The organism is Neobacillus sp. MER 74 (genome assembly GCF_023714155.1).
This window is the reverse complement of the sequence record NZ_JAMAUV010000002.1, coordinates 344,840-359,399: the sequence shown is the minus strand read 5'-3', so window position 1 is coordinate 359,399 and position 14,560 is coordinate 344,840. Positions and strand designations below refer to the sequence as shown.

General features: G+C 37.4%; 17 protein-coding genes and 1 other annotated feature. All 17 genes read left to right on the top strand.

Annotated features, from left to right (window positions below; translation table 11 throughout):
- Window positions 1-166 precede the first annotated feature (166 nt).
- The 17 genes from rpsU to M3610_RS06120 all read left to right on the top strand — a co-directional run bounded on the left by rpsU (window position 167) and on the right by M3610_RS06120 (window position 14,336).
- Window positions 167-340: a 30S ribosomal protein S21 gene (gene rpsU, locus M3610_RS06200; protein ID WP_007087607.1), complete on the top strand. Its 174-nt coding sequence runs from the start codon at window positions 167-169 to the stop codon at window positions 338-340.
- A gap of 15 nt (window positions 341-355) precedes the next feature.
- A complete protein-coding gene (locus tag M3610_RS06195; protein ID WP_251457374.1) occupies window positions 356-802 on the top strand; it encodes a GatB/YqeY domain-containing protein in 447 nt (148 codons plus the stop codon).
- A 122-nt stretch (window positions 803-924) separates the two neighbouring features.
- Complete coding sequence (locus M3610_RS06190; RefSeq protein ID WP_251457371.1) at window positions 925-1,560, top strand: NfeD family protein; 636 nt, start codon at window positions 925-927, stop codon at window positions 1,558-1,560.
- A gap of 16 nt (window positions 1,561-1,576) precedes the next feature.
- The gene (gene floA, locus M3610_RS06185) at window positions 1,577-2,569 is read left to right on the top strand and encodes a flotillin-like protein FloA (protein ID WP_251457368.1); all 993 of its coding nucleotides are present in this window, start codon (window positions 1,577-1,579) and stop codon (window positions 2,567-2,569) included.
- 32 nt (window positions 2,570-2,601) lie between these two features.
- On the top strand, window positions 2,602-3,039 hold the full coding sequence (locus M3610_RS06180; protein ID WP_251457365.1) for a hypothetical protein: 438 nt from the start codon (window positions 2,602-2,604) through the stop codon (window positions 3,037-3,039).
- Between the two features lie 87 nt (window positions 3,040-3,126).
- Complete coding sequence (yqfC, locus tag M3610_RS06175; protein ID WP_026563539.1) at window positions 3,127-3,429, top strand: sporulation protein YqfC; 303 nt, start codon at window positions 3,127-3,129, stop codon at window positions 3,427-3,429.
- Window positions 3,426-4,619: a sporulation protein YqfD gene (yqfD, locus tag M3610_RS06170; RefSeq protein WP_251457362.1), complete on the top strand. Its 1,194-nt coding sequence runs from the start codon at window positions 3,426-3,428 to the stop codon at window positions 4,617-4,619. The genes yqfC and yqfD overlap by 4 nt, the downstream gene beginning before the upstream one ends.
- A complete protein-coding gene (locus M3610_RS06165) occupies window positions 4,616-5,584 on the top strand; it encodes a PhoH family protein (protein WP_251457359.1) in 969 nt (322 codons plus the stop codon). The genes yqfD and M3610_RS06165 overlap by 4 nt, the downstream gene beginning before the upstream one ends.
- Window positions 5,585-5,788: 204 nt before the next feature.
- Window positions 5,789-7,960 (top strand): HD family phosphohydrolase, encoded by a 2,172-nt coding sequence (locus M3610_RS06160; protein ID WP_251457356.1) that lies wholly within the window; start codon window positions 5,789-5,791, stop codon window positions 7,958-7,960.
- Window positions 7,957-8,427: an rRNA maturation RNase YbeY gene (gene ybeY, locus M3610_RS06155; RefSeq protein WP_251457353.1), complete on the top strand. Its 471-nt coding sequence runs from the start codon at window positions 7,957-7,959 to the stop codon at window positions 8,425-8,427. The genes M3610_RS06160 and ybeY overlap by 4 nt, the downstream gene beginning before the upstream one ends.
- Window positions 8,411-8,791: a diacylglycerol kinase family protein gene (locus M3610_RS06150; protein ID WP_251457350.1), complete on the top strand. Its 381-nt coding sequence runs from the start codon at window positions 8,411-8,413 to the stop codon at window positions 8,789-8,791. Before ybeY ends, M3610_RS06150 begins: the two co-directional genes overlap by 17 nt.
- Window positions 8,792-9,058: 267 nt before the next feature.
- On the top strand, window positions 9,059-9,982 hold the full coding sequence (era, locus tag M3610_RS06145) for a GTPase Era (RefSeq protein ID WP_026563545.1): 924 nt from the start codon (window positions 9,059-9,061) through the stop codon (window positions 9,980-9,982).
- A gap of 155 nt (window positions 9,983-10,137) precedes the next feature.
- Window positions 10,138-10,281, top strand: coding sequence for a YqzL family protein (locus tag M3610_RS06140; protein WP_066257674.1), 144 nt, complete (start codon window positions 10,138-10,140; stop codon window positions 10,279-10,281).
- Between the two features lie 34 nt (window positions 10,282-10,315).
- On the top strand, window positions 10,316-11,068 hold the full coding sequence (gene recO / locus M3610_RS06135; RefSeq protein ID WP_098575537.1) for a DNA repair protein RecO: 753 nt from the start codon (window positions 10,316-10,318) through the stop codon (window positions 11,066-11,068).
- Window positions 11,069-11,118: 50 nt separating this feature from the next.
- Window positions 11,119-11,304: a binding site (T-box leader), on the top strand.
- A gap of 65 nt (window positions 11,305-11,369) precedes the next feature.
- The gene (locus tag M3610_RS06130) at window positions 11,370-12,752 is read left to right on the top strand and encodes a glycine--tRNA ligase (RefSeq protein WP_251457346.1); all 1,383 of its coding nucleotides are present in this window, start codon (window positions 11,370-11,372) and stop codon (window positions 12,750-12,752) included.
- A gap of 119 nt (window positions 12,753-12,871) precedes the next feature.
- The gene (gene ccpN, locus M3610_RS06125) at window positions 12,872-13,492 is read left to right on the top strand and encodes a transcriptional regulator CcpN (RefSeq protein ID WP_098575536.1); all 621 of its coding nucleotides are present in this window, start codon (window positions 12,872-12,874) and stop codon (window positions 13,490-13,492) included.
- 34 nt (window positions 13,493-13,526) lie between these two features.
- A complete protein-coding gene (locus M3610_RS06120; protein ID WP_251457342.1) occupies window positions 13,527-14,336 on the top strand; it encodes a pyruvate, water dikinase regulatory protein in 810 nt (269 codons plus the stop codon).
- Window positions 14,337-14,560: the final 224 nt, after the last annotated feature.

The window sequence follows — 14,560 nt, the reverse complement described above, 5'->3', positions numbered from 1 at the left end:
CAGTTTTTAAGGAAATAAAGACAAGTCTTCAATTAATTGAATAAAAAAATAAAAAGCTTGTTTTATCCATGCGAATTTCAGTTGACCTTGTTTCAAGGTTATATTATAATTGCAAGGTACATGGATTGAATGTTAGTGTGTTGTGTTTCGGAGGGAGGGAAAGAGAATGTCTAAAACCGTCGTTCGTAAAAACGAATCGCTTGAAGATGCTCTTCGTCGCTTCAAACGTACAGTATCAAAAACTGGTACTTTGCAAGAGGCAAGAAAGCGCGAATTTTATGAAAAGCCAAGTGTAAAACGTAAGAAAAAGTCTGAAGCAGCTAGAAAACGTAAGTTTTAAGAGAGGGTGTAATACATGAGTCTTCTCGAGCGTTTGAATAATGATATGAAACAAGCGATGAGAAACAAGGAAAAAGACAAACTCTCAGTCATTCGGATGGTTAAGGCTTCATTGCAAAATGAAGCTATTAAGCTCGGCACGAAAGAGCTTTCCGATGATGTAGAGTTAACAGTCCTTTCTCGCGAAGTGAAACAACGCAAAGACTCCCTCCATGAATTTGGTAAAGCTGGTCGTGAAGACCTAGTTGATAAGTTGCGCACGGAATTGGCTATTGTTGAATTATATATGCCAAAACAGCTTTCTGAAGAGGAACTGGCAGAGATTGTTAAAGAAACGATTTCTGAAGTCGGCGCAAAATCAAAAGCAGAAATGGGAAAAGTGATGTCTGCGATTATGCCTAAAATTAAGGGTAAAGCAGATGGGGCACTTGTAAATAAACTTGTACAACAACACCTTTCATAGTATTCTGACATAAAGACTGCAGGTCAATGGCCTGCAGTCTTTTTAATTTTAATAATGAAACTTAATTCATTTACATACGTAATAAGTATAGTCGAGACTAAAGAAAGAAAGGGGGCTCTCGAATGACACAATTTCTTACTGACCCGATTGTTGTAACCATCCTTTTATCGATTGCGGGAATCGGAATTGTACTGGAGCTATTTTCAACAAGGTTTGGTGTGGCAGGATTTATCGGTGTGTTAGCGCTCATAGTATTCTTTTATGGCCATTTCCAAGCGGGTCTTGCGGGCTATGGCACCTTACTATTATTTGTGGCAGGTTTAATCCTTATATTCCTCGAGTTCTTTTTACCAGGAGCTATTGCCGGTACACTAGGTGTGGCTGCATTAATCTTAAGTCTTTTTTTAGCAGGAGAAGATACGATCCAAATCGGCGTATCTATCTTAATAGCTATTTTCTTATCCGTATTAATTTTCTTTATGATGATTAAAATTTTTAATAAAAAACTTGTTCTATTTAATAAAATGGTCCTATTTGATTCAGCAAGGAAAGAAGATGGATATGTCTCCAATATTAACAGGACTGATTTGTTGGGAAAGGAAGGTTTCGCCCTAACAGTATTGCGGCCTGCTGGAACTGTTATTATTAATAATGAACGAGTCGATGTAGTTAGTGAAGGCGGCTTTATCGAGCAGAACGCTCTCGTTAAAGTGATAAAAGTCGAAGGGGCACGTATTGTTGTAAGAGAGTTAAATTAAAAAGGGGTGTTTAAATATGTTTGCAAGTAACGGAACGATTTTTATTATTGCGGTTGTAGTAGTTGCCTTACTATTATTTGGAATCTTATTATCATTTGTACCGGTCATGCTGTGGATTTCCGCACTGGCAGCAGGTGTACGTATCAGTATCTTTACCTTAGTTGGAATGAGGCTTCGGAGGGTAACGCCAAGCAGGGTGGTTAATCCCCTTATAAAGGCCCATAAAGCGGGTTTAAACGTTACCACTAATCAACTGGAGAGCCATTACCTAGCCGGCGGAAATGTTGACAGAGTCGTAAATGCTCTAATTGCTGCACACCGGGCTAATATTGAATTATCCTTTGAACGTTGTGCTGCTATTGATCTAGCTGGTCGTGATGTTTTAGAAGCGGTTCAGATGAGTGTTAACCCAAAAGTCATTGAGACGCCATTTATCGCTGGTGTGGCTATGAATGGGATTGAAGTAAAGGCAAAAGCAAGAATTACTGTTCGTGCTAACATCGAACGACTTGTTGGTGGTGCCGGGGAAGAAACGGTGGTTGCTCGTGTCGGGGAGGGTGTTGTCTCTACCATCGGTTCGTCAGATAGTCATAGCAAAGTGCTTGAGAATCCAGATCTGATTTCCCAAACTGTTCTTTCCAAAGGCCTTGATGCTGGTACGGCCTTTGAAATCCTCTCCATCGATATTGCGGATGTAGATATCGGTAAAAATATTGGAGCTGAATTACAAACAGAGCAAGCAGAAGCAGATAAGAAAATTGCTCAAGCGAAAGCAGAAGAGCGCCGGGCGATGGCAGTGGCTCTAGAACAAGAAATGAAAGCAAAGGTTCAAGAGATGAGGGCAAAGGTTGTAGAATCTGAGGCAGAGGTTCCACTGGCAATGGCTCAAGCACTTAAATCGGGCAATATAGGTGTAATGGATTATATGAACTATAAAAATATATCAGCAGACACTGATATGAGAGGTTCTATCGGTAAGATGACTGGAGACAAAAAAGACGGACAATAATCCACTTTGGGATATGAAAGGGGTGGAGATTATTGGAAAGCATACTATTTATGATTATCATCGGTATTGCTTCTATGGTTTTCCGTAATGCCAAAGGGAAGAAAGGAACAACTAGAAACAAAACATTTTCAAAGGAAACTTTTGATGAAATTCGAACTTTGGTAAAAAAACAACTGGATTTTGAGGAATCTCGAACAACTGGACCCTTACCATCAAAGAATATTCCAGATACTCCAAAAGATAATCTTGAAAATAAATACCTTCAACTAAAACAAAAGCCTGAGGTCAATCGGATCGGAATGTCCGTTGGCCAACAAAAGGCTGAAAAAGTAGATGGAAATCCTAGACCGGTAGAGGACAGCAACATCGCCCTAAATTCCGATGAAAAAACGCTCATTAACAGTATTATTTGGGCTGAGATTCTTGGGGAACCACGGTCAAAAAAACCATACCGTCCCAGAAACAGTTAGTGGTAAATCAACTTAGTTAATACGAAAAAGGTGTGCTAGAACGTCCTTTCATTTCATAAATATGAGATGAAAGGGGGTTCTTTTTTTATGGCGAAAAACTGGGCCGGGCGGGTTCGTAACTGGATGGCTAAAAAAATGGATCTTCCTCAAGATGTCATGATGGATTTACCCCGTATTACGATGATCGGGCAAATTCATGTCTATATTGAGAATCATCGAGGGTTGTTGGTATTTACAGATAAGGAACTTCGCTTGTTGTTAAAGCAAGGACAGTTATTAATAAAAGGAAAATCCTTTGTGATTAAAACCATTTTACCTGAAGAAATTTTGCTAGAAGGGAAAATTGATCAGGTCATTTATATAAATGAAAATCCGGGAGGAACAAAATGAATAACCAGTGGATCGAATTTTTTAATGGCAGGGTTACTGTAAAAGTATCAGGAAAGGGCACTGAACGTTTTATTAATGTCCTGACAAGAAATGATTTTCCAATCTGGAATATCAAAAGACATGGAACCGAGACAATAACGTTTAATATGAGGCTTAAAGATGCCAAGAGTATCAGGCGATATGCGAGGAAAAGCAATTGCTCAGTATCCTTTTTACGAAGGAACGGGCTTCCTTTTTTATTTCGCAGAATGTTGAAAAATAGTGGCTTTATAGCAGGTGCAGGAATTTTCTTGTTCCTATTATTGCTTCTGTCTAATGTTATCTGGGGAATAGAAATTAAAGGCGCAAAACCAGCAACAGAGTACCAAATCCGTAAAGAGTTGGACAAGATGGGCGTAAAAATTGGAAAGTTACAATTTTTTGTAGATAATGTGGAAGGTATTCAGAGGAAACTGACTAATAATGTCGGGGACTTAACATGGGTTGGTGTGGAGTTAAAGGGGACAACCTTTCACCTCCAAGTAGTTGAAAAAAATGAGCCCAAAAAACCCGAGCATTTATCACCGCGGAATCTTATTGCGAAAAAGAAAGCAATAATAGTTAATATGTATATTGAAAATGGTCAAAAAATGGTGGATATTCATGATCACGTAGACAAAGGTCAACTCCTTGTTTCAGGTGCATTTGGACAAGAAGATAGCCCAGAATTGGTTGCTGCTAAGGGTGAGGTCTGGGGCGAAACATGGTATAAAAGTCACGTTGAACTCCCGTTAGAAACCAACTTTAAAGTTTTTAACGGTAAAGAAAAGGAAAAACATTTTATATTACTTGGCAATTTTGAACTCCCAGTTTGGGGGTTTGGTAAGCCAGAATTCAGTAATTATGAAACAGAAGAGAATGTTCATAAAATTCATTTCTTGAAGTGGGAATTGCCAGTTTCCTACCTCAATAAGACCCTTCGCGAGCGAGAAGAGGTGCAGCGTTCTTATACTAATAAAGAGGCGCAGCAAATAGCAATTGAACTTGCAAAAAAACAAATAAAAGGGCAGTTAGATGAAGATGCTATTATAAAGGATGAAAAAATTTTACACAAAGTAAATAAAAATGGTAAAGTTATACTGGATATTCATTTTAAGGTAATAGAAAATATTGCGGTCGGACAACCGATTTCCAAGGAGACTAGTGAATGACAGAAAAGTTAACTACCATAAGTGTACAGCTTGAAAATCCTGCAGAAGCAATTAGTTTGCTAGGGAATTCAGATTCCAATTTAAAAATCATTGAACAGGAACTTGGAGTCACAGTCATTACTCGTGGTGAAGCAGTTAGTTTGTCAGGGGACGAAGAAAAAGTTACTCTGGCAGGGCAGATTCTTAATAAATTAATGATCGTGATCCGTAAAGGGGTAAATATTAGTCAAAGAGACGTCCTGTATGCTGTGCAAATGGCGAATGCAGGGACATTGGAATATTTTGTGAATTTATACGAAGAAGAAATTGGCAAAAATGTAAAAGGAAAAACTATTCGAATTAAAACACTTGGTCAAAGACAGTATGTGATGGCCATCAAAAAAAACGACCTTGTATTTGGGATTGGACCTGCTGGAACGGGTAAAACCTATTTAGCTGTGGTCATGGCTGTTAACGCTCTTAAAAATGGACAGGTAAATAAAATAATTCTAACAAGACCAGCGGTTGAGGCAGGGGAAAGTTTAGGCTTTTTACCAGGGGACTTAAAGGAAAAAGTGGATCCATATTTACGGCCATTATACGATGCACTTCATGATATATTGGGGGCAGAGCATACACAAAGGTTAATGGAAAGAGGGACGATTGAGATCGCCCCGCTTGCTTATATGAGGGGACGTACATTAGATGATGCATTTGTCATCTTAGATGAAGCCCAAAATACAACACATGCACAAATGAAAATGTTTTTAACAAGGCTTGGATTTGGGTCTAAAATGGTTATCACTGGGGATCAAACACAAATTGATTTGCCAAAAGGGGCAAAATCCGGCTTAGTTGCAGCAGAAGCAATCTTAAAAAATGTCAACGGAATATCGTTTATCTTTTTAGAACAAACGGATGTTGTTCGACATCCGCTCGTTGGCAGAATTATTGAGGCATACGAGAAGAAAGCAATTCAACAATAACAAGGGGGTAAACCTATAAAGGTTTGCCTCTTTTTTTCTAAAAAATGTAGTAAAAACAAATCTTCTCCTAAAGAAGGTGAAACTTGTACGAAAAACTGTTATCATTTTACATGAAGCAAAAACAGTGAAAATATGACAATTATTGAGAATTGATTTATGAACAATTTGAATCTTTTTTCAAGGGCAGTGGTTGGAGGGATATAGTTGGGTAAACTTCAGCAATACTTCATACGGATACGTAAGCTGCTGGATATAACTTTCTTTCTAGTACTATTCTTTATAATGTTAGGTACCGTGTTATTAGCAGCAATGTATAGTAATGTAAAACCTGAGAAATTAGATTTAAGCCTATTTTCAGTTGCGGAAAAAACAATTCGTTCACCAGGAACAGTAGAAGATAGAAAAAGTACAGAAAATAAGCGTAAAGAAGCAATAGATCAGGTTCAGGATGTCTATACCTTAAAAAAAGAATACACACAAAATCGAGTGGATTTAATTAGCTCCATTTTTCAAGCCACAGTTGAGATGAATGATGAAATAAAAGAAGAAATAAACAAGCATGCTGAGTTAGCAGCAGAAGAAAAACCTGATAAAGCTGAACCAAGTGATTCGGAAAAAATGGACCGGTTAAAAGCGAAATTAACACCAAATGTCTCCAAGGGACTTTCTGATCAAGTCTTTGTTGCTTTAGTACAAGCCAATCCTGATGAATTATCGATTGCTAAGGATTTAACTGTTACAGCGATTAATAATGTAATGGCCCAAAGGATTTCTGCAGATGATGTTGAGAATGCCAAGAAAAGAGTAGAGGAAGAATTAAAATACACCACCTTGAATGATAATTTAAGAAGGGGTGTCATCGAATTAGGCAGGTATGCTATTATTCAAAATGAGTTTTATGACCCTAATGCGACCGAGGAACTGAGGCAGCAAGCAGTAGAAAGTGTAGAACCTGCCAAAATTCTACAGGGGCAAATTATTGTTGAAGAAGGAGAGTTAATTAACCAGGATATTTATCGGCAATTAAAGTTGGTCGGTCTCCTTGATAATGAACGACCCTTCAAACCCTTTATTGGCTTAATCGTTCTAATAACGATTATTCTATCAGCTATCTATTTTTATTTTTCTCAAATTAAGTCTATACCAGGAAAAAAGCAGACGGACTTGTTATTATTTGGGATAATATTCATCCTTACGATACTTATAATGAAAATCATCAGCATGCTGCAAATTTTTAATTATGCTGGAATTGGCTATTTATTCCCTGCTGCTTTAGGAGGGATGTTAATTAAAATATTAATTGATGAAAAGTTAGCCACGCTAATGTCTATTATCATGGCGGTTTGCGGCAGTATTTTATTTAATGAAGGGGTTACGGGGACTTTAAATTTTTCAGAGGGTATCTATATCCTATTCAGTTCCTTGGCGGGTATCCTATTTTTAAGTAAACTTAATCAACGGTCGAAAATCTTTCAGGCAGGCTCCTTTGCCGCACTCGTAAACCTGTTAACTATCTTAGCGTTAATGTATTTGCCGAATGGGCAATTTACTGGAATTGAGTATGGATATTATCTAATTACAGCCCTTGTTTCAGGAATAGGTTCAGCGGTACTAACGATTGGACTCCTTCCTTTTTTTGAGGCGAGTTTCGGAATCTTATCAACGATGAGGCTAATCGAACTTTCTAATCCCAACCATCCATTGCTTAGAAAAATTTTAATGGAAGCACCAGGTACATATCATCATAGTGTGATGGTCGCTAATTTAGCGGAATCTGCTTGTGAAGCAATTGGAGCGAATGGTCTTTTAGCGAGAGTAGGAAGTTATTATCATGATATTGGAAAAACAAAGCGCCCGAATTTTTATATTGAAAATCAGATGCATCTTGAGAATCCACATGATCGCCTCCCGCCAGATAAAAGCGCGAATATTATTATCGCACATGTAACAGATGGATCTTCTATTTTGAAAAAATACAATATGCCCAAGGAAATTATTGATATTGCCGAGCAGCATCATGGAACTACCTTGCTAAAATTCTTTTACCACAAAGCAGCTCAAGCTGATACTGAAGTTAAGGAAGCAGATTATCGATATCCTGGACCTAAGGCACAAACAAAAGAGTCTGCAGTAGTTGGGATTGCTGATAGTGTGGAAGCGGCTGTTCGCTCTTTATCCCAGCCTACGCCTGAATTAATTGAGTCACTAGTTAAGAAAATTGTTGCGGATCGTCTTCAAGATGGACAATTAAACGAATGTGATCTCACTATGAGAGAAATTGAAACGGTTTCTGAAGCGTTATGTGAAACTTTAAAAGGGATTTTTCACTCCAGAATTGAGTATCCAGAAATGATAAAGAAGGTGAAGCAAGCATGACATTACTAATTGATTGTATTGATGAAACTGAAACACTTACAGAAGAACAAATGCTTGAAATCGAACGGGTAATTAACTTTGCCGCAAAAAAACAGGATGTGGAAGAGCATAGTGAGGTTTCTGTCACATTTGTTTCAAACGAAAGAATTCAAGAAATAAATCGAGAATACCGGGATAAAGACAAGCCAACAGATGTTATCTCGTTTGCGATGGAAGAACTAGGGGAAGGTGAAGTGGAATTTGTAGGAGCCGATATGCCTAGGGTTTTGGGTGATATCATTATCTCTGTTCCAAAAGCAATCGAGCAGGCAGAAGAATATGGGCATTCTTTTATACGTGAACTTGGTTTTCTAGCTGTACATGGATTCTTGCATCTCCTGGGTTATGATCACATGACGGCAGAAGAGGAGAAAGAAATGTTTACATTGCAGAAGGATATTTTAGACGAATATGGACTCAAACGCTAAATCGGCACAGTATGGGTTGTTAAGGTCATTTTCGTTTGCATTTGCGGGGATTGCAACTGCCCTGAGGGGCGAGAGGAATATGCGCTTCCATTTTTTTAGTTCGATTGTTGTTTTACTTATTTCTTTTTATTTTTCAATTACTAAATTTGAATGGTTATTCATCCTTATGGCAATTGGAGGAATGTTTGCGTTGGAAATAGTGAATACAGCTATCGAAAGAGTAGTAGATCTCGTTACAGGAGAATATCATTCCTTGGCAAAACAGGCGAAAGATTTGGCGGCTGGCGCCGTCTTTGTATATGCCGTTCTTTCATTTGTCATTGGGATTGTGATCTTTTTACCTTATATTCTAGAGTTATTTTAGATAGTTAGAATAGGGGGTTCGACGAAATTTGAAATCGAATAATGAATTCGGTAAAATGACTCTACAGCGAAAAAAAAGTGGACTCGCTAATTTATGAGAAAATTCTAATTTTTTAATTTTTTTCATCTATATGTAATGATTTTCAATGGATTTTGAGGTAAAATAAAGGAACAGCAGACATCTGCTGGAAGGGAAGAACACGAGTGAATATCGAACACCTAATTGAAGAAGCAACAGTATGTGTTACTGTAACATCGGAGGATCTCCATGTTAAATAATGAGAACTCCAGCAAAGGTTATAAGTCAGGTTTTATTTCTATAATTGGCCGGCCTAATGTCGGGAAATCCACGTTTCTAAATCGGGTGATTGGCCAAAAAATTGCGATCATGAGTGATAAAGCGCAAACCACTCGTAACAAAATCCAAGGCGTGTTAACAGTAAATGATGCACAGATGATCTTTATTGATACGCCAGGAATTCATAAACCAAAGCACAAATTAGGCGATTTTATGATGAAGGTAGCAGTGAATACGCTTAAAGAAGTAGACTTGATTTTGTTTATGGTGAATGCCGAAGAAGGGTTTGGCCGTGGCGAAGAATTTATCCTTGAAAAGTTTCAAACCGTTAATACGCCAATTTTTCTTGTCATTAATAAAATTGATCAAGTTCATCCAGATAAATTATTGCCAATTATTGAATCATATCAAGAAAAATATCCATTTAAAGAAATTGTCCCCATCTCAGCGCTTGAAGGTAATAATGTCGAAAGATTGCTCGAGCAGATTAAGTCTTTCTTGCCAGAGGGACCACAATACTATCCAGCAGACCAAGTGACAGATCACCCGGAACGTTTTATTATTACAGAGCTTATCAGGGAGAAAGCCCTTCACTTAACAAGAGAAGAAATTCCACACTCACTTGCTGTTGTTCTTGACAAAATGGAGCGACGAGAGGGTAAGGACATGATCGATGTCATGGCAACCGTAATTGTTGAACGTGATTCCCAAAAAGGAATCATAATTGGAAAGCAAGGAAGTATGTTAAAAGAAATTGGGAAGCGTGCACGGGCAGATATAGAAAATCTTCTAGGGTCTAAGGTGTATTTAGAGTTATGGGTAAAAGTTCAAAAAGACTGGCGTAATAAGATGTCCCAGCTTCGAGATTATGGTTTTAACGAAGATGAATATTAATTAACCCTAACTAAAGTATTACTGTTTATTTCAAATTATGCATGGACAACATTAACAAATATTTCGTCTTATGATTTTTGCGCTGGCAGGCTATGATAATTGTAAGGTTTGGGACCGAATAACAGCTAGTCTAAATATGAAAGGTGGGGTTTTCGATGATGGATTTTACGTGGAAAGTATTCCTCCAAACAGGTAATATTGACACATATCTTCTCATTAAAGAACTAGAGAAGGAAAACCAGGAAATACCCGGAAATCTGAATGATGAGCTAGCACAAATCGATTTTCCCGTTTCATAAGTTTGTCTTCGTGCTACTTTAGAAGGTGACAATAATGCTTCAGAAGTGTGAAGGCATTGTTATTAGAACAACTGATTATAGTGAAACAAATAAAATTGTAACAATATATACTAGGGAATGGGGAAAGGTTGGAGTCATGGCTCGTGGTGCAAAAAAGCCTAACAGCCGCCTTTCCTCCATCACACAGCTTTTTACACATGGTTATTTTCTAATTGCAAGAGGGTCTGGTTTAGGCAGCCTGCAGCAGGGAGAAACGGCTACATCATTACGGTCGATTGGTGAAGACATTTTTTTAACTGCTTATGCTAGTTATATTGTCGAATTAACGGATAAGTGCACGGATGAAAAGAAACCAAATCCTTTTCATTTTGAGTTGCTTTTTCAAACATTAAATTACTTAAATGAAGGTTATGACCCAGATATCCTCATGAATATTTACGAGATGAAAATGTTAAATGTGATGGGTTTGAACCCAATCTTAAATCAATGTTCCGTTTGCGGCAGTACAGACGGACATTTTTCTTTTTCGATTCGTGAAGGCGGGTTTCTCTGTCATCGATGTCTAGAAAAAGATCCGTATCATCTTAAACTATCCGCTGCTGCGGTTAAATTATTAAGGGTATTTTATTATTTTGATCTTTCAAGATTAGGGAATATTTCTGTTAAAGAAGAAACAAAAGCTGAACTTAAGAAGGTTATTACTGCCTATTATGAAGAGTATTCTGGTTTGCACCTTAAATCCAAGAAGTTTCTAAATTCCATGGATAAATTTCGCAATCTCTTATAATCGCCTAGTTGACAATGTTTGGAGTTTTCGCTATTATTTTCATTAATAAAATAATTGCAGTGATGGAGAAGAGTACTTAGTCATCCTCTATAAAAGCGAACCTAGGATAGTGTAAGCTAGGGTATAGAGAACTAACGAAGGCGTTCCTGAGCAATATTTGTGTTTATTAACACGATAAAAGAGGCTGCTTCTTAGCAGCAATTAGGGTGGAACCGCGGGTAACTCTCGTCCCTATGCTAATCTAGCATAGGAACGGGAGTTTTTTTGTTTGAATCAAATTTATTTTAAAGGAGCAATTTCTATGAATGTAACAATGGAACAAATCGTTTCACATGCCAAACACAGAGGATTTATTTTTCCTGGTTCAGAGATCTACGGAGGTCTTGCCAATACTTGGGATTACGGTCCGTTAGGTGTTGAATTTAAAAATAATATTAAGCAGGCATGGTGGAAAAAATTCGTCCAAGAGTCACCATATAATGTCGGTTTAGATGCGAGTATTTTAATGAACCCGCGTACTTGGGAAGCATCTGGCCATATTGGGAACTTCAATGATCCGATGATAGATTGTAAAAATTGTAAAGCACGTCATCGTGCCGATAAATTAATTGAAAATGCTCTCGATGAAAAAGGCATTGAAATGATTGTCGATGGCTTACCATTTGAAAAAATGGAAGAATTGGTGAAGGAACACAATATCGCTTGTCCAGATTGCGGCAGTCATGACTTTACTGGAATTCGCCAGTTCAACTTAATGTTTAAAACTTTCCAAGGAGTAACAGAATCAAGTACAAATGAAATTTTTCTTCGTCCTGAAACAGCCCAAGGTATCTTCGTTAATTTTAAAAATGTCCAGCGGACGATGAGAAAGAAAATGCCATTTGGTATTGCTCAAATTGGGAAGAGTTTCAGAAATGAAATTACTCCGGGTAATTTCACTTTCCGAACAAGAGAGTTTGAACAAATGGAACTTGAATTTTTCTGTAAGCCTGGTGAGGAGTTGAAATGGTTTGATTATTGGAAGCAATTTGCTGAACAATGGTTAATGTCATTAGGCCTTACAAAGGAAAATTTAAGACTTCGCGATCACTCTGAGGACGAATTGTCTCATTACAGTAATGCTACAACTGATTTTGAATTTAAGTTTCCGTTTGGCTGGGGCGAACTTTGGGGGGTTGCTTCAAGAACAGACTATGATTTGAAGCAGCATATGGAGTATTCTGGTGAGGACTTCCATTACCTTGATCCAGAAACAAATGAAAAGTTTGTTCCTTATTGTATTGAACCATCTTTAGGAGCAGACCGTGTTACTTTAGCATTCTTAATTGATGCTTATGATGAAGAACAGCTTGAAGATGGTACTTCTAGAACGGTCATGCATTTCCACCCTGCATTAGCTCCATATAAGGCAGCGGTTCTTCCGTTATCAAAGAAATTGTCAGAAGAAGCACGTGAAGTATTCGCGACTCTGGCTAAACATTTTTCAGTTGATTATGACGAATCAGGATCGATTGGAAAACGCTATCGTCGGCATGATGAAATTGGTACTCCGTTTTGTATTACCTATGACTTCGACTCTAAAGAAGATAGTATGGTTACAGTTCGTGACCGTGATACAATGGAGCAAAAGCGTATCTCGATACATGAACTAGTTAGCTTCTTGCAAGAAAAGATGATGTTTTAAGAGGAAACTCGCCAATTGGCGAGTTTTCTTAATAGATTCAATAGTATATAATATTTCTAATAAAGTAAGTATCTTGAGATAAAAACCTTTCTAAATGGGAAACTAAGGTGGTGTGAACAATCGAACTAACCAAACGGCAAGAACATATTTTGCAAATTGTAAAAGAAAACGGGCCTATCACAGGGGAACATATTGCAGAGCAACTAAGCTTGACTAGGGCGACGCTTAGACCGGATCTTGCCATTCTGACGATGGCAGGTTATTTAGATGCAAGGCCCCGTGTCGGTTATTTTTATACTGGAAAATCAGGGACACAGCTTTTAACCGAAAATTTACAAAAAATATACGTGAAGGAATATCAGTCTATCCCTGTTGTGGTGAATGAAAATATTTCCGTTTATGATGCCATCTGTACGATGTTCCTGGAAGATGTGGGAACCTTATTTGTAGTAGATCAAAACACCATTCTTGTTGGAGTATTATCCAGAAAGGATTTGCTCCGTGCTAGTATAGGGAAGCAAGAACTAACCACCATTCCTGTTAATATTATTATGACAAGAATGCCTAATATCACTATGTGTGAACGAGAAGATTTATTAATTGATATCGCTAAGAAATTAATTGAAAAACAGATCGATGCACTTCCAGTGGTTCGGAAAACAGAAAATGGATTTGAGGTTATCGGAAGAATAACCAAAACAAGTATTACCAAAGCGTTCGTCGCACTGGGTGATGAGTAACAAAGATAATATGTTAAGGGGTTGTTGAGGGAGAATGAGTTCGCCAATTATTTATGTCGTATCCGATTCAGTGGGGGAAACAGCTGAATTAGTTACAAAAGCAGCAATAAGCCAATTCAATGGCTCAGGAATGATATTAAAACGATTCCCATATGTGGAAGATAAGGAACATATTGATGAAGTTCTTTCACTGGTTTTATTAGATAAAGCAATGGTTGCATTTACGCTGGTCAAACCTGATATGCGTACATATATTAAGAATAGAACTGAACAGGAAGGGATTTTAGCTGTCGATCTAATTGGTCCAATTATGGATCAGATTCAACAGTTTAGTGGAAAAACACCTTTATGTGAACCAGGACTTGTTCGAAAATTGGATGAAGATTATTTTAAAAAAGTCGAAGCAATCGAATTTGCCGTTAAATATGATGATGGTCGTGACCCGAGAGGAATATTAAAAGCAGATATTGTATTAATAGGGGTTTCAAGGACTTCAAAAACACCACTTTCACAGTACTTAGCTCATAAAAGATTAAAGGTAGCAAATGTCCCGCTTGTACCAGAAGTGGATCCGCCAGAAGAACTCTATAGAGTTCCAATCGAGAAATGTTTTGGTTTGAAAATAAGTCCTGAAAAGTTAAACCATATCAGACGGGAACGGTTAATTTCTTTAGGCTTAAATGATAAGGCAAGTTATGCTACGCTCGACAGGATTAAAGCGGAATTAATCTTTTTTGAGAAAGTAGTACAGAAAATAAATTGCCCAGTTATTGATGTTACCAATAAAGCGGTTGAAGAAACGGCAAATGTTATCTTAAATTATTTTCATAAAGGGAGAGTCTAGCACATAATCATTTGATTATGTGTTTTCTACTGATAGAAAGTGGAATAATAATGATAAAAAGTTATGGTAAAATGATAATAAATGTACTATAATAAAAAATTGTGATAAAAATATATCTTTTTAGGTTTAGACTTGCTTATGAACGAATAAACTATTTATTGTTAGATGTCAAGGGGACCCCCTAAAAAGAATTCGACATAACTCCTTTTGCAAAAGTTATTTCT

Excerpts from the sequence above, each read along its gene's own strand:
- rpsU (WP_007087607.1), top strand. The coding sequence starts at position 167 with ATGTCTAAAACCGTCGTTCGTAAAAACGAATCGCTTGAAGATGCTCTT.
- M3610_RS06195 (WP_251457374.1), top strand. The coding sequence starts at position 356 with ATGAGTCTTCTCGAGCGTTTGAATAATGATATGAAACAAGCGATGAGA.
- M3610_RS06190 (WP_251457371.1), top strand. The coding sequence starts at position 925 with ATGACACAATTTCTTACTGACCCGATTGTTGTAACCATCCTTTTATCG.
- floA (WP_251457368.1), top strand. The coding sequence starts at position 1,577 with ATGTTTGCAAGTAACGGAACGATTTTTATTATTGCGGTTGTAGTAGTT.
- yqfC (WP_026563539.1), top strand. The coding sequence starts at position 3,127 with ATGGCGAAAAACTGGGCCGGGCGGGTTCGTAACTGGATGGCTAAAAAA.
- yqfD (WP_251457362.1), top strand. The coding sequence starts at position 3,426 with ATGAATAACCAGTGGATCGAATTTTTTAATGGCAGGGTTACTGTAAAA.
- M3610_RS06165 (WP_251457359.1), top strand. The coding sequence starts at position 4,616 with ATGACAGAAAAGTTAACTACCATAAGTGTACAGCTTGAAAATCCTGCA.
- ybeY (WP_251457353.1), top strand. The coding sequence starts at position 7,957 with ATGACATTACTAATTGATTGTATTGATGAAACTGAAACACTTACAGAA.
- M3610_RS06150 (WP_251457350.1), top strand. The coding sequence starts at position 8,411 with ATGGACTCAAACGCTAAATCGGCACAGTATGGGTTGTTAAGGTCATTT.
- era (WP_026563545.1), top strand. The coding sequence starts at position 9,059 with ATGTTAAATAATGAGAACTCCAGCAAAGGTTATAAGTCAGGTTTTATT.
- M3610_RS06140 (WP_066257674.1), top strand. The coding sequence starts at position 10,138 with ATGATGGATTTTACGTGGAAAGTATTCCTCCAAACAGGTAATATTGAC.
- recO (WP_098575537.1), top strand. The coding sequence starts at position 10,316 with ATGCTTCAGAAGTGTGAAGGCATTGTTATTAGAACAACTGATTATAGT.
- M3610_RS06130 (WP_251457346.1), top strand. The coding sequence starts at position 11,370 with ATGAATGTAACAATGGAACAAATCGTTTCACATGCCAAACACAGAGGA.
- M3610_RS06120 (WP_251457342.1), top strand. The coding sequence starts at position 13,527 with ATGAGTTCGCCAATTATTTATGTCGTATCCGATTCAGTGGGGGAAACA.